The following is a 21,744-nucleotide window of genomic DNA, read 5'->3' on the forward strand; positions in this document are numbered from 1 at the left end:
CTGATACAGCGCCTCCACCAGGCTTTGTTTCAGCGGTTCACCGGCCAGATTGACGATGCGTACGCTCGGCGGAATCTGCCCGGCGCGTTGCAGCGCAGCGATTGCCGACGGCACGGTATTGATCAGGCGTACCTGATCGCGGGCCGGCAGTTGCGGCAGTTCCAAAGCGTTGCGCCCGATGATCAGCGAGCCGCCATTGGCCAGGGTCACAAACAGCTCCCACACCGACAGGTCGAAACACACCGAGGTCGAGGCCAGCACGCCTTGAATGTCTTCGCGGCTGTAAACCCGCGCCGACCAGTCGATCAACGCCATGACGTTGCGATGCGCAATCGCCACACCTTTTGGCTTGCCGGTGGAGCCGGAGGTGTAAATCACGTAGGCGAGATTGTCCGGTGCCACCGACGTCTGCGGCGCATGAGTCGGATAACTTGCCAGTGCAACCTGATCCAGCAACAGCACTTGAGTCTCGGCCGTCACATCCAGCGTCGCAGCCAACAGTTGCTCGGTCAGCAGAACCCGCGCACGGCTGTCTTCGAGCATGTAGGCCACACGATCGGCCGGATAATCCGGGTCGAGCGGCACATAGGCGCCACCGGCCTTGAGTACCGCCAGCAGCGCAACCAGCAACTGCTCGGAACGCGGCATCGCCACGCCCACGCGAACTTCCGGGCCGACGCCGAGTTCAACCAGTTTGTGCGCCAGTTGATTGGCCTTGGCGTCCAGTTCGGCATAGCTCAGTTGCGTGTTGCCGAAGGTTACGGCCAGCGCATTTGGCATGACCGCCACCTGACGGGCGATGCTTTGGTGGATGCACAGATCGGTGACGAAATCGGTGTGAGTGGCCGGGCCGTTCTCGATCAGTTTCAATTCGCTGAGCGAGCGCTCGCCGCCATCGATCATCTGACTGAGCAGACGTTGCAGATGCGCGCCCAACTGCGTCACACCGGTCGCCGCGAAGCTGTCGCGCTGATAGCTGAAGTGCACCGACAACTCAGCGCCCATGTGTACCAACAGCGTCAACGGATAGTTGGTCTGCTCGTGATTGATCACCGGGCCGAAGCGCAGGCCTTGCGGCGCTCCCTGCGCCAGCGCCTCGGCAATCGGGTAGTTCTCGAACACCATCAGGCTGTCGAACAGCGCATCACCACCCTGCCCGGCCCAGCGCTGAATCTGCGCCAGCGGCGTATGCTCGAATTCGCGCAGTGCCAGGTTTTGCGCCTGCACGCCTTGCAACCAACTGGCCAGGCTCTGCTGCGTGCGCGGGGCGGCGATGACCGGCAAGGTATTGATGAACAGGCCGATCTGCTGTTCAGCCCCCGGCAGATCCGCCGGACGCCCGGCGACAGTGGCGCCGAACGCCACACAGTCTTTGCCGGTGTAGCGCTGCAGCAGCAACAGCCACGCGGCTTGCACCAAGGTATTGACGGTGACTTTCGAGGCCCGGGCGAACTCACTCAGACGCTGAGTCAGAGCGGCGTCCAGCACCTGGAAATGATCGCCGTAACCCGTACTCGACAAAGCGCTGCCTGGCCGTGCGATGGCGTTGGCCAGCCGAGTCGGTTCCTCAAGGTCATTCAGCGCGGCCTGCCAGTACGCCTCGGCGGCCGCCGTGTCCTGACGCTGCAACCAGCCGATGTAATCGCGATAACGACCGCTCGGACGCGGCACCACTTCGCCGCTGTAGTGCTGCAACACTTCGCCAAGCAACTGTGCGCTGCTCCAGCCATCCATCAGGATGTGATGGTTGGTGTAAATCAAGTGATGGCGGTCGGCGGCAGTACGCACCAGTACCAGACGCAGCAAGGGTGCGCGGGTCAGGTCCAGACCCTGGGCGCGTTCCTCGTCCGCCAGGGTTTGCAATGCGCCGTCCAGATCAGTCTGGCTGCACCAGTCAAGGACGCGGAACGGTACCTCGAGATGGCGCTGCACCACTTGCACCGGCTGCGCCAGATCACCTTGCCAGACGAACCCGGTACGCAGGATGTCATGGGCGTCGACCACCGCTTGCCACGCCGCGCGAAAACGCTGCGGATCGACACCGTCGACGTCCAGACGCATCTGGTTGATGTAGTCGCCGCTGCCATGTTCGAGCAAGGTGTGGAACAGCATGCCCTGCTGCATCGGCGACAGCGGATAGATGTCGTCGATGGCCTGCGGTTGCGGTACCAGCAGGTCAAGTTGTGCCTGGCTGAGCGTCGCCAACGGGAAGTCCGACGGGGTCACCCCACGGTTAGCACCGTCGCAGCAATGGGCGATCAGCGCGGTCAGCTCTTGCAGGTAGTCGTCGGCGAGGCGCTGGATGGTCGTCGGGTCGAACATTTCACGGCTGAAAGTCCAGCTCAGGTCCAGTTCGCCGCCGAACACTTTACCGTCCAGGGCCAGGGGGCTGCCCAACGGCCCCTGCATGTTGACCTCTTCGCCGCCGGACTCGTTGGTCGGGACGAACAAGGCATCGTCGCCTGCATCGAAACTGCCGTCGAACTGGCCGAGATAGTTGAAGGTCAGGCGCGGTGTCGGCAGGGCTTGCAGCGCTTGTCGGGCAGACTCGTCGCCCAGATGCGCGAGCGCACCGAAGCCGATGCCTTTGTTGGGGATCGCGCGCAGCTGTTCCTTGATCTGTTTCAGCGAGGCACCGAGATCGACCACCGGTGACAATCTGGCCGGGAACACACTGGTGAACCAGCCGACGGTGCGTGTCAGATCGACGCTGTCGAACACGTCTTCGCGGCCGTGGCCTTCAAGTTGTACCAACACGCTGTCGTCGCCGGTCCAGCGCACCATCACCCGCGCCAACGCGGTCAGCAGCAAATCGTTGACCTGCGTGCGATAGGCCGCCGGGGCCTCCTGCAACAGCTGACGAGTCAGGTTTTTGTCCAGTTGCGTGCGGATTGCCTGAGCCTGATTGTGTTGCTGGCCGCCCTGCGGGTTATCGCACGGCAACTCGGTGGAGGCGCCTTGCAGTTGTTGCTGCCAGAAGCCCAGTTCAGCCTGCAACGGCGCGCTGGCTGCGTAGTCTTGCAATGCCTCGGCCCAGGCCTTGACCGCACTGGTCTTGGCCGGCAGTTGCACGACCGCGCCGGACAGAATCTGCCGGTAAGCGCTTTGCAGGTCCTCGAACAGAATCCGCCACGACACGCCATCCACCACCAGGTGATGCACCACCAGCAACAGACGCTGAGTGCCGTCGGCGAGGTTCGCCAGCACCGCGCGGATCAACGATCCGTCGCTCAGTTGCAGGCTGCGTTGCGCCTTGTTGCCCAGTGTCTCCAGCGCCGCCAGATCAGCCACTTCGACTTGCCACAGGATGGCTTCACCCGCTTGCGCCGCGACATCGCGGTACTGCGCCGTCCAGCCTTGCGCTTGCTCGATAAAGTCCAGGCGCAGGCTGTCGTGATGCACCACCAGTGCATCCAGTGCCTGCTCCAGCACCTGTGCATCCAGCGGCTGAGCGGGTTTGAGCATCACCGACTGATTCCAGTGGTGACGGTCGGGAATCGACTGCGTGAAGAACCACTGGTGAATCGGCAGCAGCGCCGTTGCGCCCGTTACCGGTTGCTGGTCGATCACTTGCAACGGCTCGCCGGTTTGCACCACGGCGGCCAGCGCTTGGATGGTCTGGTGCTGGAACAGGTCTTTCGGCGTAAATCGCAGGCCGGCCTGACGGGCACGGCTGACCACTTGAATCGAGATGATCGAATCACCGCCGAGCTCGAAGAAGTTATCGCTCAGGCCCACACGCTCAAGCTTCAGCACGTCTTGCCAGATCGCCGCCAGTTGCTGCTCCAGCGCACTTTGCGGGGCGACATAGAGTTGCTGCAATTGGCTGACATCAGGCTTGGGCAGGTTTTTGCGATCTAACTTGCCGTTCGGGGTCAGCGGCATGCATTCAAGACGCAGCACGTAGGCCGGAACCATGTGCGACGGCAGCGTGGCCTTGAGTTGCGCACGCAGTTGCTCGGCGAAATCGTCGCGCGTCGAGTCGCCGACCACGTAAGCGACCAGGCGTTTGCTGCCGGCACTTTCCTGCGCCACGACCACGGTTTCACGCACGCCATCGAGGGCCTGCAAGCTCGCTTCGATTTCGCCCAACTCAATGCGGAAACCACGGATCTTCACCTGATTATCGATGCGTTCCAGATAGTCGAAGGTACCGTCGGCGCGCTGGCGTACCAGATCGCCGGTGCGATACAACACACCACCGTTGCGGCTGAACGGGTCAGCGACAAAACGCTCGGCAGTCAGTGCCGCCCGGTTCAGATAGCCGCGAGCGACGCCGCTGCCGCCCAGGTACAGCTCACCGGCCATGCCTTGTGGCAACAGGTTCAGATCAGCATCGAGCACGTAGGCGCTGCGATCGCCGATACGGCTGCCGATTGGCGCATACGCCGCGCCACAGGGTTCGTCGCGACCAGCCTTCCAGATCAACGGGGTGACCACCGTTTCGGTCGGCCCGTAGCCGTTGATGATGTACTCGGGATTGAGTGCACGCTTGACCCGTTCGAAACTCGCATTCGGCACGGCATCGCCGCCGAAGCAGTAAATCCGCACTGGCGGCGGATTGCCGACGCGTTCGGCATGTTCGGCCAGTTGCTGCAGGTACACCGGCGGGAACGCAACCACGGTCACGCCGTGCTCGATCATGGCGTTGTAGGTCTGCTCCGGCGTCCACAGGCTGTCGTCGCGAATCAACAGCGAGCCGCCGTGGGTCAGACTGGTCAACCAGCGCTCATGGGCACCGTCGAAAGCGAACGACATGAAGTGGAATTCACAATCGCTGTCGCGCATTTCATAGCGCTCGCCAATCGCCAGGCAATGCATCGCCAGCGGCCCATGAGTCACGCTGACGCCTTTCGGATTGCCAGTGGAACCCGAGGTGTAGATCACATACGCGAGGTTATCCGGATCCAGCGCGACTACCGGTGCCTGTGCGCAATGCGCGCTGAGGTCGAGGTGATCCAGCTCCAGCACTGTCAGTGCATCGCCGATCGGCAGTTGCGCCGACACCCGCGAATCGCTCAGCAGCAGCGCCAGACCGGAATCTTCCATCAGGTACGCCAGACGCTCGCGTGGGTAACTGGTGTCCAGCGGCACATACGCACCGCCGGCCTTGAGCACGGCCAGCAGCGCGACGATCAGGCCTTCGCTGCGCGGCAGTGCCACGCCGACGCGCACTTCCGCGCGCACGCCACGGGCTACCAGCTCATGCGCGAGACGGTTGGCGCGGGCGTCGAGTTCGCCGTAGCTGAAATGCTGTCCGTCGAAAATCACCGCGGTGCGCTCAGGTTGTTGCGCCGCCAGTCGGGCGTAGCGCTGATGCACGGGGATATCCTGCGGATAGGCTTGCGGCTGGTTTTCAGCCAGTTGTCGCGCGTGTTCTTGAGCCGTCGCCAGGGCGATTTCGCCGAGAGGACGTTCGGCGGATTCGGCGAACTGCTCCAGCAGGTGCAGCAGTTGTGCGCTCAGACGCTCGATGGTTGCGGCGCTGAAATGCGCCTGATCAAAACTCATGTGCAGCGCCAACGTGTCGCCCAGCGTCACGCCGAGGGTCAGCGGGTAGTGCGTCTGATCCTGGTTGGCCACTTCGCCGAATACCACGCCTTGCGCAGTGCCGTGTTGCAGCGCTTCAGAAATCGGGAAATTCTCGAACACCAGCAGCGTGTCGAACAGCGACTCGCCGCCCTGCCCGGCCCAGCGCTGGATATTCGCCAGCGATGTGTGTTCGAACTCGCGCAGGCTGAGGTTTTGCGCCTGCACAGCGGCCAGCCACGCGGCCACGGTTTGATCCGGGCGCGAACCGGCGATCACCGGCAACGTGTTGATGAACAGTCCGACTTGCTGCTCGATACCCACCAGCTCCGCCGGACGCCCGGCCACGGTGGTGCCGAACGCTACGCAAGCGCTGCCGGTATAACGCTGCAACAACAGCAGCCACGCGGCTTGCACCAGGGTATTGGCGGTGACTTTCTGTTCTCGGGCAAACTCGTTCAAACGGCGAGTCCGCGGCGCATCCAACTGGTAATGCTTGAGCGCATGCCCCTTGTCGGCACGCACCTCGCCACCGCCCGCCGCGGCTTGCGCCAGCACCGTCGGTTCGTGGAAGTCCGCCAGTTGCGCCAGCCAGAATGCTTCGCTGACGGCAGCGTCCTGACGTTGCAGCCACTGGATGTAATCGGCGTAGCGGCTCAGAGGACGCGGCGGTTGCTGCCCGGCATAACGCTGCAAGACTTCGCCAAGCATCTGCGCGCTGCTCCAACCGTCCATCAAGATGTGGTGGTTGGTGAAAATCAGGTGATGGCGCTGCTCAGCCACTCGAATCAACGTGACGCGCAGCAGCCCGGCCTCGGTCAGGTCGAAACCCTGCGCCAGGTCGGCAGCCGTGAAATCTTCAAGAGCCTGGGCGATGTCATCGCGCTCACGCCAATCGAGCAGCGTGTACGGCAACTCGAGGCGGCGATGGATGATCTGCAGTTGTTCCTGCAATTCGCCCTGCCAGATGAAGCCGCTGCGCAGGATGTCATGGGCGTCCATGGTGGCTTGCCACGCGGCGCGGAAACGCTCGGGATCAAGGCCGTCGACATCAACACTCAACTGGTTGATGTAGGTGCCATTCCCCTGCTCGTACAAGGTATGGAACAACATGCCTTGCTGCATCGGCGACAGCGGATAAATGTCTTCGATGCCGGCGGCCGGCACCGTTAGCGCATCCAGTTGCGCTTGGCCGATGTGCGCCAGCGGGAAGTCCGAGGGGGTAGTGCCCATCGATTCCGGCAGGCAGCAATGGTTGATCAGTGCTTGCAGCTCACGGGTGAAATCGTCGGCCAGACGGGCAATGGTTGCCTCGTTGAACTGCTTGCAGCTGAAGGTCCAGCGCAGGTCGAGTTCGCCTTCGTAGACCTGGCCTTCGACGCCCAGCCAGTTGTCCAACGGTGCGTCCAGACTTTGCTCAAGCCCGGCGCGTTCACCGGCCGGGCTGAACAGTGCGCCTTCCTCGGCATCGAAACTGCCGTCGAACTGGCCCAAGTAGTTGAAGGTGATGCGCGGCACCGGCAGTGCCTTGAGTAGAGCTTGCGCCTGCGCGTCACCGAGGTGACGCAGCACGCCGAAACCAAGCCCTTTGTTCGGGATGGCGCGCAGTTGCTCCTTGATCTGCTTGATCGCGCTCGCCAGCGAATCCGCCGGGGTCAGGCGCACCGGGAACACACTGGTGAACCAGCCGACGGTGCGGGTCAGGTCGACGTCGTCAAACAGGTCTTCGCGACCGTGACCCTCGAGCTGAATCAGCGTATCGGCATACCCGGTCCAACGGCAGATGACCCGCGCCAGCGCGGTCAGCAGCAAGTCGTTGACCTGTGTGCGATACGCCGCCGGTGCCTGTTGCAGCAGTTGCTGAGTAAAGGTTTTGTCGAGTCGGCTGTGCAGCACTTGCGCGTGACGACTTTGCAGGCTGCCCTGCGGGTTGTCGCACGGCAGATCCTGCGCCGCGCCCTCAACCTGCTGTTGCCAGAAACCCAGTTCTGCCTGCACCGCGTCCGTTGCGGCAAAGGTTTGCAGATGCTCGCCCCAGGCCTTGTACGAACTGGTTTTGGCCGGCAACTTGATGCTCGAACCTTGCAGCGCTTGCTGATACGCCAGTTGCAGGTCTTCCAGCAAAATCCGCCATGACACGCCGTCCACCGCCAGGTGATGCACCGCCAGCAACAGACGCTGACTGCCATCGGCCACGGTGGCCAGCACCGCGCGCAGTAACGGACCTTTTTGCAGGTCGAGACTCTGTTGGGCGTTGGCGTACAGCGCGTGCAGCTCGGCGTCAGCAAGGTTGTCAGCGGTCCACAACAGTTCCGGCTCAACCACGACTGGCGCCACATCGGCACGCCAACCGTCGGCGCCTTCGACGAAGCGCGAACGCAACGCATCATGTTGGGCCAGCAGCGCATTCAACGCCTGCAACAACGCCTCGGCACGCAGGGTTTCATGACTGCGCAGCAGCACTGCCTGGTTCCAGTGATGACGCTGGGGAATGTCGTCTGCGAAAAACACTTGCTGGATCGGCAGCAGCGTCAACGCACCCGTCACCGGCCCCTGATCGACCGCCACGCCAGCGGTGCCTTGTTGAGCGACGCTGGCCAGGCCTTGCACGGTCTGGTGTTGGAACAGGTCACGCGGGCTGAAATGAATCCCGGCCTGACGCGAGCGGCTGACCACTTGAATGGAGATGATCGAATCACCGCCCAGCTCGAAGAAGTTGTCAGTCAGGCCGACCTGTTCGAGCTTGAGCACGTCCTGCCAGATCGCGGCGATTTTCTGTTCCAGTTCGCTGCGCGGCGCAACAAAGGCTTGCTGCATCTGGCTGGCGTCCGGCGACGGCAAGGCCTTGCGATCCAGTTTGCCGTTCGGGCTCAGCGGCAGTGTGCCGAGGAACAGCACTTGGGTCGGCACCATGTAATCCGGCAGGCTGTTTTTGAGTTGCGCCTTGATCGCTTCGCGCGCCGCGCCTTGCGCATCGGCCGACGCCGACACCACGTCGGCTTGCTTCGGCACCACGTACGCGACCAGTTGCAGGCTGCTGCCGCCCTGTACCGCAAGCACCACCGCTTCGCTGACGGCATCGAGTTCGAGCAAACGCGCCTCGACTTCGCCCAGCTCAATGCGGAAACCACGGATTTTCACCTGATGGTCAACCCGGCCGACGTACTCGATCTGGCCCTTGCCGTTGAAGCGCGCAAGGTCGCCGGTGCGGTACAACCGGGCACCGCTAGTGGAAAACGGATCGGGCATAAACCGCTCGGCGGTCAGGTCCGCACGCTGGAAATAACCGCGCGCCAGCAGCTCGCCGCCAATCAACAGTTCACCGACCACGCCCACCGGCGTCGGTTGACCGTCGGCATCCAGCAGATAGGTATGGCGCCCCGGTAGCGGCTGCCCGATCGGCATTGTCAGCGGTAATGGCTGACGACCGAACACGTAATCGCTGCAATCCAGCGTGGTCGCGGTGATGGTGGCTTCAGTCGGGCCGTAGGTGTTGAGCAATTTCACTTGCCCAAGCCCCGCCACGCGCCAGGCCTGCACGCCTTCCGGCGGCATGGCTTCACCGCCGCTGTGTACCTGACGCAGCGCGGCATAGTCACGCGGGCCGGCGGCAGCGAATTCCTTGGCGATCATGTTCCAGTAAGCGGTGGTCAAGTCCATGACCGTGATGCCCTGTTCGACGATGTGGCGATACAGGGTTTCGCTGTCCCAGACCTCGTTGCCGCGCAACACCACCGAGGCGCCGCAGGTCAGCGGGCCGAAGAGTTGTTCACCGAAGGCATCGAAGTTGAACGTGGCAAATTGCAGCGCGCAATCGGCGGCACTCAGGCCGTAGTAATACTGCGAGGCGAAGGCGTGTTTGCTCAGCGCACCGTGGCTGATGCCAACCCCTTTCGGGCGACCGGTGGAGCCGGAAGTGAACATCACGTAGGCGAGGTTATCGGCCCACACCGCACACTGTGGATTGCTTTCGTCTGCGTTTGCCCAGACGTCGGACTGATCCAGACACAGGCACTGCACGTTCTGCGGCACCGGCAGGCGTTCGAGCAGATGGCTTTGCGTCAGCAACAAGCGGCTGCCGCTGTCTTCGATCATGCACAGCAGGCGATCACGCGGGTACTGCGGGTCCAACGGCACGTACGCACCACCTGCCTTGAGCACCGCGAGGATGGCAACAATCAGCTCAAGACCCCGGTCGACGGCGACGCCGACCAGCACTTCCGGGCCGACACCCTGCGCCAGCAGCGTGCGGGCCAGACGATTGGCGCGGGCATTGAGCTGGGCGTAGGTCAGTTGCTGACCCTCGAAAATCAGCGCGGCAGCATCCGGAGCCTGCGCAACTTGCGCCTCGAACAACTCATGCACCGGGCGCTCGCTCGGCCATGTCGTGTCATGGCGCCCCCAGTCCTGGGTCAGTTGTTGATATTCCTGCGCCTGCAACAGCCCGATCTCGCTGACCCGTTGCTGCGGATCGTTGACGATGCTGTGCAACAGGCGTGTCCAGTGCCGCGCCATGCGCTCGATGGTTTCACCGTCGAACAGGTCGCTGGCGTAGGTAAATGCGGCGTGCAACTGACGGCCCTTCTCATACGTGTCCAGGCTCAGATCGAACTGCGTGCTGCGGCTTTCCCACTCGATCACCCCCAACTCCAGGCCGCTGCCGACCTTGAGCGTGGTGACATCAGCGACTTCCGGCTGATGGTTGTACATCACCTGGAACAACGGGTTGTAGCTCAGGCTGCGCTCAAGTTTGAGTGCTTCGACCAGCCGTTCAAACGGCAGATCCTGATGCGCCTGGGCACCGAGCGCGGTTTCCTTGAGCGCGCTGAGCAAGTCGCCGAATCGGGTCTGACCGTCCAGTTGCACGCGCAGCACTTGGGTGTTGACGAAGAAGCCGATCAGGCCTTCGATTTCGCGGCGGTTGCGGTTGGCAATCGGCACACCGACGCGCAGGTCGTTCTGGCCGGTGTAGCGGTGCAGCAGAACATTGAAGGTACCGAGCAACAGCATGAACAAGGTGACGCCGTGCTGGCGCGCCACCCCGCGCAGTTGCTCGACCAGCGCCGCCTCCACCACCTGCTCGTGACGACGACCGCGATAACTCGGCAGTACCGGGCGCGGACGATCGACCGGCAGCTCCAGCACCGGGTGTTCGTCGCCCAATTGCGCCAGCCAGTAATCGAGTTGACGCTGTTGCTCGCCAGCCTCCAGCCAACGCCGCTGCCACAGCGCGTAATCGCTGTACTGCACCGCCAATGCTGGCAGTTCGGCAATCAGCCCCTGATCATGGGCGTCATAAAAGCGGCAGAACTCGTCGATCAATACGTTCATCGACCAGCCATCGGAAACGATGTGATGCAACGTCAGTAGCAACACATGTTCCTGCTCGGCCAGTTGCAGCAGACGCACGCGCAGCAGTGGCCCGTTGGCCAGATCGAACGGCAGCAGCGACTGCTCTTCTGCCGCCGCCGCCACGCGCACTTCGCGCTCGGCGGCCGCCAAGGCACTGAGGTCGACGCGCTGAATGTCCAACGGTTGTTGCAGCGGTACTTGCAGCAGGCTGTCGTCAGGCTGTTGCTGGAATACCGTGCGCAGGGTTTCGTGGCGTTCGATCAGGCTGGCAAAGGCTTGCTCAAGCGCCTGCTGATTCAGGCGACCGGTCAGGCGCACCGCCGCCGGCAAGTTGTAAGCGCCGCTTTGCGGATCCAGATGCCAGAGAAACCACATGCGTTGCTGGGCGTAAGACAGCGCCTGCCGATCCTCGGCCTCGACCCCGGCCGGAATCGGAAACCGGGAAAAATCCACCCCTTCCCTCTGCAGCGCCGCCAGGAACATCTGGCGCTTTTCCAGGGGCAACCCGATAAACCGGCGAGCGAGTTTCAGGGAGTCTTCTGCATTCATTTCTTGGCATCCGGATCAATAGGCAGGCAGCACAAAGGCGCGTCGTCCCTATAAAACGAATGCACAGCGGAAAAATTAGCGTTTGAGAACAACTATCAAGCGGGAGGTAAAGGGGAGATTTTCAGATTGCCCTGAAACCCTGTGGGAGCGAGCTTGCTCGCGAATGCGATGTGTCAGCCAATGGAAATATCGACTGGAACTCCCTCTTCGCGAGCAAGCTCGCTCCCACAGGTTCTTGGGTGCTCAGGCGGTTGCGAGCACGGCATGCCGACGATGATGAACTTCCAGTTGATCCTTGATCACCCTCAGCACTTTGGCTTCGTGCTCATGGATGAAAAAGTGCCCGCCGGCGAGCATGTCCACCGAGAAGCTGCCCGAAGTTTCCTTGCTCCAACCGATCAACTGTTCGGTGGTGGCCTTGTCGGCCTTGCCGCCCAGCACGTGCACCGGGCAGTTGAGCAGCGGCCGCTGCGCCGGCTCGAATGTGCCGCACAGCAGGAAGTCGGCGCGCAGGATTGGCAGCGTCAGGCCCATCAACTCTTCATTGGCCAGCACTTCCTCACTGGTGCCGTTGAGCGTGCGCAATTGATCGATCAGCTCGGCGTCGGTCTTCGGCTCGGCAAAACCGCGATCGTAATCGGCGCGCATCGTTGGCGCCGCGGTCCCCGAGGCAAACAGCGCCACCGGTTCCGGACAACCCAGTGCGCGCAACGCATGGGCAATTTCGCACGCCATCAACGCGCCCAGGCTATGGCCGAACAACGCATACGGAGTTTTGAGTGTCGGGCGCAATTCCCTGGCCAGTTGCATCGCCAGCGTGCGCATATCGGTTTGCAGCGGCTCATCGAACCGGGCGCCGCGCCCCGGCAGCTCCACCGGTTGCAGTTGCAGCCATTGCGGCAACTTCGGCCGCCAGCGGCTGTAGACCATCGCGCTGGCACCGGAATACGGCAGGCACAGCAAAGTCAGCTTGGTCACCACGCGTCCCTCAAAAAATTCGTCTGTAGAGAGAAACGGATCGCTGCCCCGGCAAATTAGTCGATGCCCGCTAAATCCCCCACAGAGGTGCTCGTTAACTGTTCAGACCAAAATCAATAATGAGGAATCGCCGTGGACGTGCAGACCATCCTGGGCAAACTGTTCGCCAATGCTGGCGCAGTCGGTATCGAAGGTGTTTTCCAATTCGTGTTTGGCCCGCAACAGGCCTACTGGTCCGAGGTCAAGGCCAGCAGCCGCACTGAAGCGGGCCGCCATGCCAGCCCCGACGTGACCTTTGAAGTCGCGGAGCGGGATTTTCTCGCCATCATGGGCGGCACGGCCAACGTTGAAGAACTCTTCGCCAGCGGTCGCTTGAAGATCGGCGGCAACATGGGCCTGGCGACGCTGCTGCCGCAGATCATCGACCACGCCCGCCACGGCGGTGCGGCAGCGCAAAAGGTCGACATGAACAAGCGCTACCCGACCCCGCCACGTTTCAGCGAAAAACTCACCGCTGGTCTGCCGACTCAACATGAGATCGAGCGTCGTCCGCGCAGTGAGCTGTCGGTGGCCGAGTTCGAGAAGCGCTACTTGCCCCACGGCATTCCAGTGGTGATCAGCAATGCACTGCACGACTGGCCACTGTTCAAGCTCAGCCGTGAAGAATCACTGGTGCATTTCGCCGAGCTGCAAGGCATCACCCGCCATGGCGACTACGTGAAGAAAACCTTTTCCACCGAGCGTGATTTTCGCTCCACATCGATGGCCGACTTCATTGCCTCGCTGGAAAACCCGGCGGCCAAAGGTGCGGACGGTGAGCCACCCGCTTATATGGGCAACAACATTCTGCCGGCCGCATTGATGCAGCAGATCAAATACCCCGCCTACTTCGACGCCTCGCTGTTCATCCCACCGCGAATCTGGATCGGCCCCAAGGGCACCCTGACACCGCTACACCGTGATGACACCGACAATCTGTTTGCCCAAGTCTGGGGGCAGAAGACATTCACCCTGGCCGCGCCGCATCATCGCGAAGCGCTGGGCACCTGGTCGACGGCGCCCGAGGGTGGGCTGGATGGCTGCGATTTCAATCCGGATGCGCCGGACTATGAACGCTTCCCGGCGGCGCGGGGTGTGACGTTCCTGCGCGTGACGCTGGAGGCTGGGGATCTGCTGTTTTTACCGGAGGGGTGGTTCCATCAGGTGGAGTCGGTGTCGACATCGTTGTCGGTGAATTTCTGGGTGAATTCAGGACGGGGTTGGTAGGCATCCCAGAGGCAAATGATATCTGTGGGTCATTTGTGGCGAGGGAGCAAGCTCCCTCGCCACAGTATGTGCATCAGAGTATTCGGGAGTGCGGAATTATTTCAGATGGCGGAAACTCTGCACCGCAGAGCCCAACACCACCGCCCCCGCTGCAATTGCCAGCCAGAATCCGCTGCGAGCGCCGTAGGCATCCACTAGCCAACCAGACCCGGCGGCACCCACCGCCACGCCAATACTCAAACCCGTCACCAGCCACGTCAGCCCTTCGGTGAGTTTGGCCGGCGGCACGATGCGTTCGATCAATGCCATCGCCACAATCAGCGTCGGCGAGAAGAACAGCCCGGCAATAAAAACCGCTACTGACAAGCCAAAAATGTTGCTCGCCAGTAACAGCGGCAGCGTGGTCACCGCCGTCGCCATCCCGCCATACAGGAACAGCCGCGGCAACGGCAATTTCGAGCGCATCGCGCCGAACGCAATCCCCGCCAGACATGAGCCGATCGCATACACCGACAGCACAATACTCGCCGCCGCCGGTTGCCCCTGGTGTTGAGCGAACGCGACGCTGACCACATCGATCACACCAACGATGATGCCCATCGCGATCATCAACGCCAGCAGCCATTGAACCTCGGTCGAGCGAATGATCGAGCCCTGATGCTGCGACTCATGTGGATGCACTGCGGGCTCGGTGCTGCGCTGGGCCACGAACGCAGTCACGCCAATCGTCAGCATCACCAGCGCCGCCAACGGCCCGGCCTCGGGAAACGCTACCACGCACAACCCCACCGACAACGGTGGGCCGACGATAAAACAGACCTCATCGAGTACCGATTCCAACGCATAGGCCGTCTGTAATTGTGGCTGGCCGCGATAGATTTCGGTCCAGCGCGCCCTCACCATTGCCGACATGCTCGGCATGCAACCGGCCAGCGCGGCAAAGATAAACAACGTCCAGGTCGGCGCCTGCAAACGCGTGCACAGCAACAGCATCAGCAGCGCCCCGCCCCCGATCAACGCCGAGACTGGCAACACCTTGCCCTGACCAAACCGGTCGACCAGCCGCGACACCTGCGGCGCGCAAAACGCCGTGGCCAAAGCAAACGTCGCGGCCACCGCACCGGCCAATCCATAACCGCCCTTCAATTGCGAGAGCATGGTGATCACGCCGATACCGGTCATGGAAATCGGCATGCGCGCGATCATCCCGGCCAGCACAAAGTTGCGGGCGCCGGGGGCATTGAACAATATGCGGTAGGGGTTTGCCATCGGTCACAGTCTCGTCAGGGGCGGCCAAGTTGCCATAAAGGCTGATGAGAGAGGAAGCGAGGAATTGTTGGTGGGATGTAAAGACGCCATCGCGGGCAAGCCCGCTCCCACAGTGATCCATGTCGTGCATGAATTTTGTGTTCAGCAATGTCCCCTGTGGGAGCGGGCTTGCCCGCGATGAAGCCCGTACATTCACTACAGAACCCACAGAAATGAACTCTCAAGGCAAGCAATCGGTCAGCTAAATAAGCCCTCCACCCCGGCGCCTCCCTATGCACATTTCCCTCGCCCGCCAGGTTGCACTCATCACCGGTGCCAGCTCCGGCATCGGCCACGCTGCCGCCAAAGCCTTGGCCGCTGCGGGTGCTGCGGTGGTTATCAACTACAACCGTCAGGCCGAACCCGCTGAAGCCCTTGCCCGGCAAATCATCGCCGACGGCGGTCAGGCGCTGGCCATCGGTGCCGATGTATCGAAGGAAGACGAGGTCGAACGGCTGTTCTCTCAAACACTCGACGCCTTTGGCTCACTGGACATTCTGGTGGCTAACTCCGGCCTGCAAAAAGACGCGGCGGCGGTGGATATGTCGCTGGAGGACTGGAATGCGGTGATCGGCGTCAACCTCACCGGCCAATTCCTCTGCGCCCGCGCCGCACTGCGGATTTTCAACCGTCAGGGTATTCGCGAAGGCGTGTCCCGGGCTGCGGGCAAGATCATCCACATGAGCTCGGTGCACCAGCGGATTCCGTGGGCCGGCCACGTCAATTACGCCGCATCCAAGGGCGGCGTCGACCAGTTGATGCAAACCCTCGCGCAGGAAGTCAGCCATCAGCGCATTCGTATCAACGGCATTGCGCCGGGGGCGATTCGCACGGCGATCAATCAACAGGCCACCGAAGGCGCGGCGGGCGAAAAACTGCTTGAACTGATTCCCTACGGGCGTATTGGCGATGTTGAAGATGTCGCCAACGCGGTAGTGTTTCTCGCCTCCGATGCTGCTGATTACATCGTCGGCACCACCCTGTTCATCGACGGCGGCATGAGTCTCTATCCGGAGTTCCGCGGCAATGGCTGAGCATCATCCAGAACGACAAAGCCCGATCGACGCCCACGGCATCATCGGTGACATGCGCAGTGCGGCGCTGGTCAACGACAAGGGCAGCGTGGACTTTTTCTGCTGGCCGGAATTCGACAGTCCGTCGATTTTCTGCTCGTTGCTAGACACCCCCGACGCGGGGATTTTCCAACTCGCGCCGGACTTGCCCGATGCGCGACGTGAGCAGATTTACCTGCCGGACACCAACGTCCTGCAAACCCGCTGGCTCAGTGAATACGCTGTGGTGGAAATCACCGACATGCTGCCAGTGGGCGACAGCGAAGATGACCTGCCGCTGTTGATGCGCCGCGTGCGCGTGGTCAGCGGCGAAGCGACGTTCCATATGCGCTGCGCCGTGCGCCACGACTACGCCCGCGCCGACACGCGCGCGCAGGCGGATCAGCAAGACGTACTGTTCAGTGCAATGGGCCAACCGACGCTGCGTCTGGCCTCGGATCAGCCGATGCAGGTTGACGCAGACGCGGCCGTCGCCCGCTTCACGCTGAAACAGGATCAGACGGCCGGTTTCATGCTCGGCGCGACCGACGATCCGCGTTTCGCCGAGGGGGCCAGCGATTTCTGCATGGAGCGCACGCTGAAGTTCTGGCGCGACTGGATCAGCCAGTCGATTTACCGCGGACGCTGGCGCGAAATGGTCAACCGCTCGGCGCTCGCGCTCAAGCTCCTGACCTCCCGCCGACACGGCGCGATACTCGCAGCCGCCACCTTCGGCCTGCCGGAAACCCCCGGCGGCGAGCGCAACTGGGATTATCGCTACACCTGGATCCGCGACGCCTCATTTACCGTTTACGCGTTCATGCGTCTGGGTTTCGTCAGCGAAGCCAACGCCTACATGGGCTGGCTGCGCGGACGGGTCAGCGATTGCAACTGCCAGCCAATGAAACTGAACATTCTGTATGCCGTTGACGGTCGCCAGGAACTGCCAGAAACCGAGCTTGCGCATCTGTCCGGCCATGGCGGCGCGAAACCGGTGCGCATCGGCAACGGCGCGTACGACCAGATCCAGTTGGACATCTTCGGCGAACTGATGGACGCGGTGTATCTGGTCAATAAGTATGGCGACGCAATTTCCCACGAAGGCTGGAAGCACGTGCGCGAAGTGGTCGATCAGGTCTGTGAGACATGGCAGACCACTGATGTAGGCATTTGGGAAATGCGCGGTGAGCAACATCACTTTCTGCACTCGCGGCTGATGTGCTGGGTGGCGCTGGATCGAGCGATTCGCCTCGCCTCAAAACGCTCGCTACCAGCACCGTTCGCCCAATGGGACCAGACCCGTCAAGCGATCTACGCCGACATCTGGGACAACTTCTGGGATGAAGAACGCGAGCATTTCGTCCAGTACAAGGGCGGCACTGCCCTCGACGGCTCGATGCTGTTGATGCCGCTGGTGCGCTTCGTCAGCGCCAAGGACCCCCGCTGGCTGTCGACGCTGGCAGCTATCGAGAAAACCCTGGTGCGCGATGGCATGGTTTACCGCTATCGCAATGAAGATGCGGGGATTGATGGCTTGGCCGGCACAGAAGGTGCGTTTGCCGCGTGCTCGTTCTGGTACGTCGAATGCCTGGCCCGCGCCGGCCAGGTGGAAAAGGCCCATCTGGAGTTCGAACAACTGCTGCGTTACGCCAATCCGCTGGGGCTGTACGCCGAAGAGTTCGACAGCCATGGGCGGCACTTGGGCAATACGCCGCAAGCGCTGACGCATCTGGCCTTGATCAGTGCGGCGAGTTTTCTGGATCGCCGGTTGAGTGGGGAAAAGAGTGAATGGCAGCCGTAATAGTCGCCATTTTCTGTAGGACAACTCCCGCATACTTCCGCTATTCAAAGTAGGTCATACACTCCGCAATCCCCTGTGACGAGGGGATTTATCCCCGTTGGGCTGCTTCGCAGCCCCAGATCCTGCACCCCCATTCCTTCAGAAATACCGCATTCATTGACTTTGCGACTGCTGCGCAGCCGAACGGGGATAAATCCCCTCGCCACAGTGACTGCAACTGCGTGCCTACAAACACTCAACACGCCCGGATCCACACTTCCCCGCAACTTGCACTTACACCCCGAAATACCTTGTTGCCAGCGGTTACATCCGCCCCTACCATCCACCGCAACGGGCACAGCGGAGCTGTCCAACAAAACCCGAATTCAAGGAAGCAGAATGTCCCAGCACGTCCAGCGCACAATCGATACGCCCCTGCGCACCGGCCTGACACGCACCCAGCTCTGGGAAGCCGCCGACAAAGGCCTGATCAAATGCTGGGAAATCGGCCGCCAGCGCGCAGCCCGTTTCCCCGACCTCGCCCAACGCTGCCTCGCCAACGAACTGCCCGTCCTCGGCTGGAAAGGCGGGGTGAGCCGCAGCCTGAAGAAAAACGAAAAATATGGCTCACTGAAATACCTCGCGCAGTGGCAAGGGTTGCGTGGGGAAGATCTGGATGTCGATTTGGCTGAGGAGCGCTCGTTGACGTGTTCGCGGACGAAGATGGTGGTGATGTATACGCCGGATCGGACGAAGTATTTTAATCAGGTGGCGGAAGTAGAGGCTTAAGGAGAAGCGTGATGGTCGATTTACACCAGGAATTTCAAAACAGCGCTTTCTTTCACCGGGCACGGATTGACCGGCGTTCTGCTGACGCCTTGGTCGGTATTGCTGCCGGACTTGCCGCTGACGGCAAAATCAACCAGCAGGAAGCCGAGTTTCTCAAGACATGGATCGAAAGCCATTTGATTCACCTCGCCGATCCAGTCGTTAACATTCTTTACACGCGTCTCGCTCAAATGCTCAGTGACAACGTGCTGGATGCAGAAGAGTCGGTAGAGCTGCTGGAAATGCTGCGTCAATTCGCAGGCCTCCCCGTCGGCGCATTGCAATCCACCACAACACCCACCAGCTTGCCGCTCGACAACCCGGCACCGGACATGAGTTGGGCAGATCGAGTCTTCCTGTTCACCGGCGTCATGGCTTACGGGCCGCGCAAGGATTGTGAAGCACTGATCGTCGAGCGCGGCGGCGTGATTGGCGGCTCGGTCAGCAAAAAAATTCACTACTTGGTCGTTGGCAGCATCGGCAATGATCAATGGCTTCACAGCACCTATGGCACCAAGATCAAAAAGGCAGTTGAGCTGAGAAATAGCGGAGTGCCGATTGCTATTGTTAGCGAAGACCATTGGCAGAAGGTGTTGTTCGGATAGTTGGAGAGTCAGATGAATCATCACACGATGCTTTTCTGCAAAACCTCGGATTTGACCATCGCTTACCAACAGCACGGTCCTGAATCAGGCGAGCCGGTGATCTTGCTGCACGGCTTCCCCTACTCTCCGCGCGCCTATGACGAAATCGCCCCGCCGCTGGCCGCCAATGGCTATCGGGTGATCGTGCCGTACTTGCGCGGTTATGGGCCGACGCAGTTCAACAGTGCGCAAACGTTGCGCTCCGGCCAGCAGGCGGCGCTGGCGCAGGATCTGCTGGATTTGATGGATGGGCTGGGCATCGCGCAAGCCACGCTATGCGGCTATGACTGGGGCGGTCGCGCGGCGTGCATTGTCGCGGCGTTGTTTCCCGAGCGTGTGCGAGGACTGGTGACCGGCGACGGTTACAACTTGCAGGACATTCCAAACTCGGTTCGACCAGCGGATCCTCAGTCCGAACATCGCTATTGGTATCAGTATTATTTCCATACGCCGCGTGGCGTTGAGGGGCTGACGCAAAACCGGTGGGAATTTTGCGAGTTACTTTGGCAATTATGGTCACCGACGTGGCTGCGCAATGCCGAGCGTTACCCACTGACCACACCCGCTTTCGACAACCCGGATTTCGTCGAAGTGGTTATTCATTCCTATCGCCATCGGTTCATGTACGCGGCGGGCGATCCGGCGCTGGAATGGATGGAGCAGGCGCTGGAAAAACAACCGGCGATCAGCGTACCGACGATTTCACTGTGTGGCGCTGATGATGATGTCGGTCCGGTCGTGAATAATGATGAAGACGCGCTGCGCTTTACCGGTTCCTACGAGCGGCGTGTGCTTGTTGGGGTTGGGGTTGGGGTTGGGGTTGGGGTTGGGGTTGGGGTTGGGGTTGGGGTTGGGGTTGGCCACAATATTCCTGAAGAAGCCCCAGCACAAACTATCAAGGCATTGCTGGATCTTCGGAGTGCCAAAGTTCACCCTTAATGCGCGGAAGAGTTTGACTGGCAATTATAGTGGCAGATAGCTACTCTTATTGGATCCACATCGAGCATATCTTTCGCTTTCTCTCTCGGAGGGAAGCGCCACGCGCATTACAAGGACTGGTTTACATGGGTGAGAATCCTGGCATCGAAATTGAACTGCCTATCGATCAAGGCGAACAGGCGCACCAGCCGACACCGAAAAACCTCTTGGCACAGGACGTCTATAAAAAAATCGTTGAACACCTTAAACACAGCCTTGGTAAAACCCCCTCGCTCGATACTCAGTCCGACGACCTTGATGATTACCGCAGCCATGAAGCCATCCTGATCGACGGTGGTCGTGGTACCGGGAAAAGCTCAGTCCTTGTCAACCTCACCACCTATCTCAAAGACGACAAGGATTTGTTAATCCTCAAACCTTTGGATCCGACACTTCTGGAAAACGGTGACGACCTGCTGCTAAACGTGATTGTCGCCGCCCTGATGAGGGACAAGACCGTTCGCAGTGCTCTGCAAAACGATGAAAAGCAAGCTGAAGCCTTTTATGAACAACTGCATAAGCTGGGTACGGCACTGGAAGGCATCCAGAAACAGAAAGAGCAGTATGGCCTAGATAAACTTCGGGCCTTCATGGGAAACCAGTCTCTCGCAGAAAATGTTCATCTGCTGCTGAAAAAGACTTTGTTACTGACCCAACGAAAGCTGGTTGTTCTACCTATCGATGACGTTGATACTTCGCTACAACTGGCCTTTGAAAACATAGAAGTCGTTCGTAAATACTTGACCTCGCCGTTTGTCGTACCCCTGATCAGTGGTGACCTGAGCCTTTACGATGAGGTTATTTGGCGCGAGTTTCATGGCCGGCTGACACATAAGAAAGCGGCTATCGAAGAAGAGGCCCAAACCAGGGCCAAAGATCTGGCAGAAGAATACCAACGCAAGGTCTTGCCTCTGCCAAGACGAATTAAACTTCCAGCGCTGACTAGTTATCTGCAGAATCCGAAAATTATCCTGACCGATAACGGCTCGAAACTCTTCCCTCTGGCCATGCTCCAGTTTTGGCTTGATGCGCTACTGAATGAGCGTGTCAACGGAGAAGAAAATAGCCGATTGGAAACCCCGCTGCAGACTGTTCGGGAAATGACCCAGTTCATCAATGGCTGCAAACATCTGATCCCCACGCTCAAAGACCACCTTGGTCTGGACTTGAACAACTGTTTGCCGCAGATACTTCCCACCATGCTCAAACGTTTGTTGTTCATGCCGCTGGATATTGCCGATGCTGTACAAAAATTCGAAGATGACCTAAACAAGGCAGTCACCGTCGAACGTCATCGGAGAGATGGACGCACTGGAAAAGAACGGGCCTATCGATTGTTGGGAGCGAGTACAGAAGAGATTCCCGAAAAGCTTAAAAGTGACCTATGTAGTGGTCAACTAATCCCGGACACGACGTTAAGTTTTTCTTCGGCCCGAGCTGGCGCCAGCCCACCGTTAAATTGATGGGGTCGAACCCAGTT

Annotated in this window: 10 protein-coding genes (1 of these 10 cut by a window edge); 7 read left to right on the plus strand and 3 right to left on the minus strand. The window is 60.6% G+C overall.

Annotated elements, in window-relative coordinates:
• Together ACIQVE_RS12780 and ACIQVE_RS12785 are read right to left on the minus strand one after the other, a co-directional pair.
• Positions 1 to 11,430: the 5' portion of a non-ribosomal peptide synthase/polyketide synthase gene (locus ACIQVE_RS12780; protein ID WP_402808575.1), read on the minus strand. Its footprint begins 984 nt before the window's first position; the window shows 11,430 of its 12,414 coding nt (coding positions 1-11,430); its start codon is at positions 11,428 to 11,430; the stop codon falls past the left edge of the window.
• Positions 11,431 to 11,673: 243 nt separating this feature from the next.
• Complete coding sequence (locus ACIQVE_RS12785; protein WP_402808577.1) at positions 11,674 to 12,411, minus strand: thioesterase II family protein; 738 nt, start codon at positions 12,409 to 12,411, stop codon at positions 11,674 to 11,676.
• A gap of 129 nt (positions 12,412 to 12,540) precedes the next feature.
• Here ACIQVE_RS12785 and ACIQVE_RS12790 point away from each other — a divergent pair, with 129 nt between their 5' ends.
• Entirely contained in the window at positions 12,541 to 13,674 is a 1,134-nt protein-coding gene (locus ACIQVE_RS12790; protein ID WP_402808579.1) for a cupin-like domain-containing protein, read from the plus strand.
• Positions 13,675 to 13,770: 96 nt separating this feature from the next.
• On the opposite strand, the gene ACIQVE_RS12795 is transcribed toward ACIQVE_RS12790, so the two are convergent.
• Positions 13,771 to 14,943 carry an MFS transporter gene (locus tag ACIQVE_RS12795; RefSeq protein WP_402808581.1) on the minus strand — a complete coding sequence of 391 codons (1,173 nt, stop codon included), beginning with the start codon at positions 14,941 to 14,943 and terminating at the stop codon, positions 13,771 to 13,773.
• A 272-nt stretch (positions 14,944 to 15,215) separates the two neighbouring features.
• On the opposite strand from ACIQVE_RS12795, the gene ACIQVE_RS12800 reads away from it, so the two are divergent.
• From ACIQVE_RS12800 to ACIQVE_RS12825, 6 genes are all read left to right on the plus strand, one after another.
• Positions 15,216 to 16,016, plus strand: coding sequence for an SDR family oxidoreductase (locus tag ACIQVE_RS12800; protein WP_402808584.1), 801 nt, complete (start codon positions 15,216 to 15,218; stop codon positions 16,014 to 16,016).
• Entirely contained in the window at positions 16,009 to 17,835 is a 1,827-nt protein-coding gene (locus tag ACIQVE_RS12805; RefSeq protein ID WP_402808585.1) for a glycoside hydrolase family 15 protein, read from the plus strand. The genes ACIQVE_RS12800 and ACIQVE_RS12805 overlap by 8 nt, the downstream gene beginning before the upstream one ends.
• Positions 17,836 to 18,213: 378 nt before the next feature.
• Positions 18,214 to 18,603: a hypothetical protein gene (locus ACIQVE_RS12810; RefSeq protein ID WP_402808586.1), complete on the plus strand. Its 390-nt coding sequence runs from the start codon at positions 18,214 to 18,216 to the stop codon at positions 18,601 to 18,603.
• An 11-nt stretch (positions 18,604 to 18,614) separates the two neighbouring features.
• A complete protein-coding gene (locus tag ACIQVE_RS12815; protein ID WP_402808588.1) occupies positions 18,615 to 19,247 on the plus strand; it encodes a BRCT domain-containing protein in 633 nt (210 codons plus the stop codon).
• A 12-nt stretch (positions 19,248 to 19,259) separates the two neighbouring features.
• A complete protein-coding gene (locus tag ACIQVE_RS12820; RefSeq protein ID WP_402808591.1) occupies positions 19,260 to 20,225 on the plus strand; it encodes an alpha/beta hydrolase in 966 nt (321 codons plus the stop codon).
• Between the two features lie 125 nt (positions 20,226 to 20,350).
• Entirely contained in the window at positions 20,351 to 21,727 is a 1,377-nt protein-coding gene (locus ACIQVE_RS12825) for a hypothetical protein (protein WP_402808593.1), read from the plus strand.
• Positions 21,728 to 21,744: the final 17 nt, after the last annotated feature.

The sequence above is a fragment of the Pseudomonas sp. NPDC098747 genome (assembly GCF_044760045.1).
GTDB lineage: Bacteria > Pseudomonadota > Gammaproteobacteria > Pseudomonadales > Pseudomonadaceae > Aquipseudomonas.

Excerpts from the sequence above, each read along its gene's own strand:
- ACIQVE_RS12810 (WP_402808586.1), top strand. The coding sequence starts at position 18,214 with ATGTCCCAGCACGTCCAGCGCACAATCGATACGCCCCTGCGCACCGGC.
- ACIQVE_RS12795 (WP_402808581.1), bottom strand. The coding sequence starts at position 14,943 with ATGGCAAACCCCTACCGCATATTGTTCAATGCCCCCGGCGCCCGCAAC.
- ACIQVE_RS12820 (WP_402808591.1), top strand. The coding sequence starts at position 19,260 with ATGAATCATCACACGATGCTTTTCTGCAAAACCTCGGATTTGACCATC.
- ACIQVE_RS12800 (WP_402808584.1), top strand. The coding sequence starts at position 15,216 with ATGCACATTTCCCTCGCCCGCCAGGTTGCACTCATCACCGGTGCCAGC.
- ACIQVE_RS12805 (WP_402808585.1), top strand. The coding sequence starts at position 16,009 with ATGGCTGAGCATCATCCAGAACGACAAAGCCCGATCGACGCCCACGGC.
- ACIQVE_RS12815 (WP_402808588.1), top strand. The coding sequence starts at position 18,615 with ATGGTCGATTTACACCAGGAATTTCAAAACAGCGCTTTCTTTCACCGG.
- ACIQVE_RS12825 (WP_402808593.1), top strand. The coding sequence starts at position 20,351 with ATGGGTGAGAATCCTGGCATCGAAATTGAACTGCCTATCGATCAAGGC.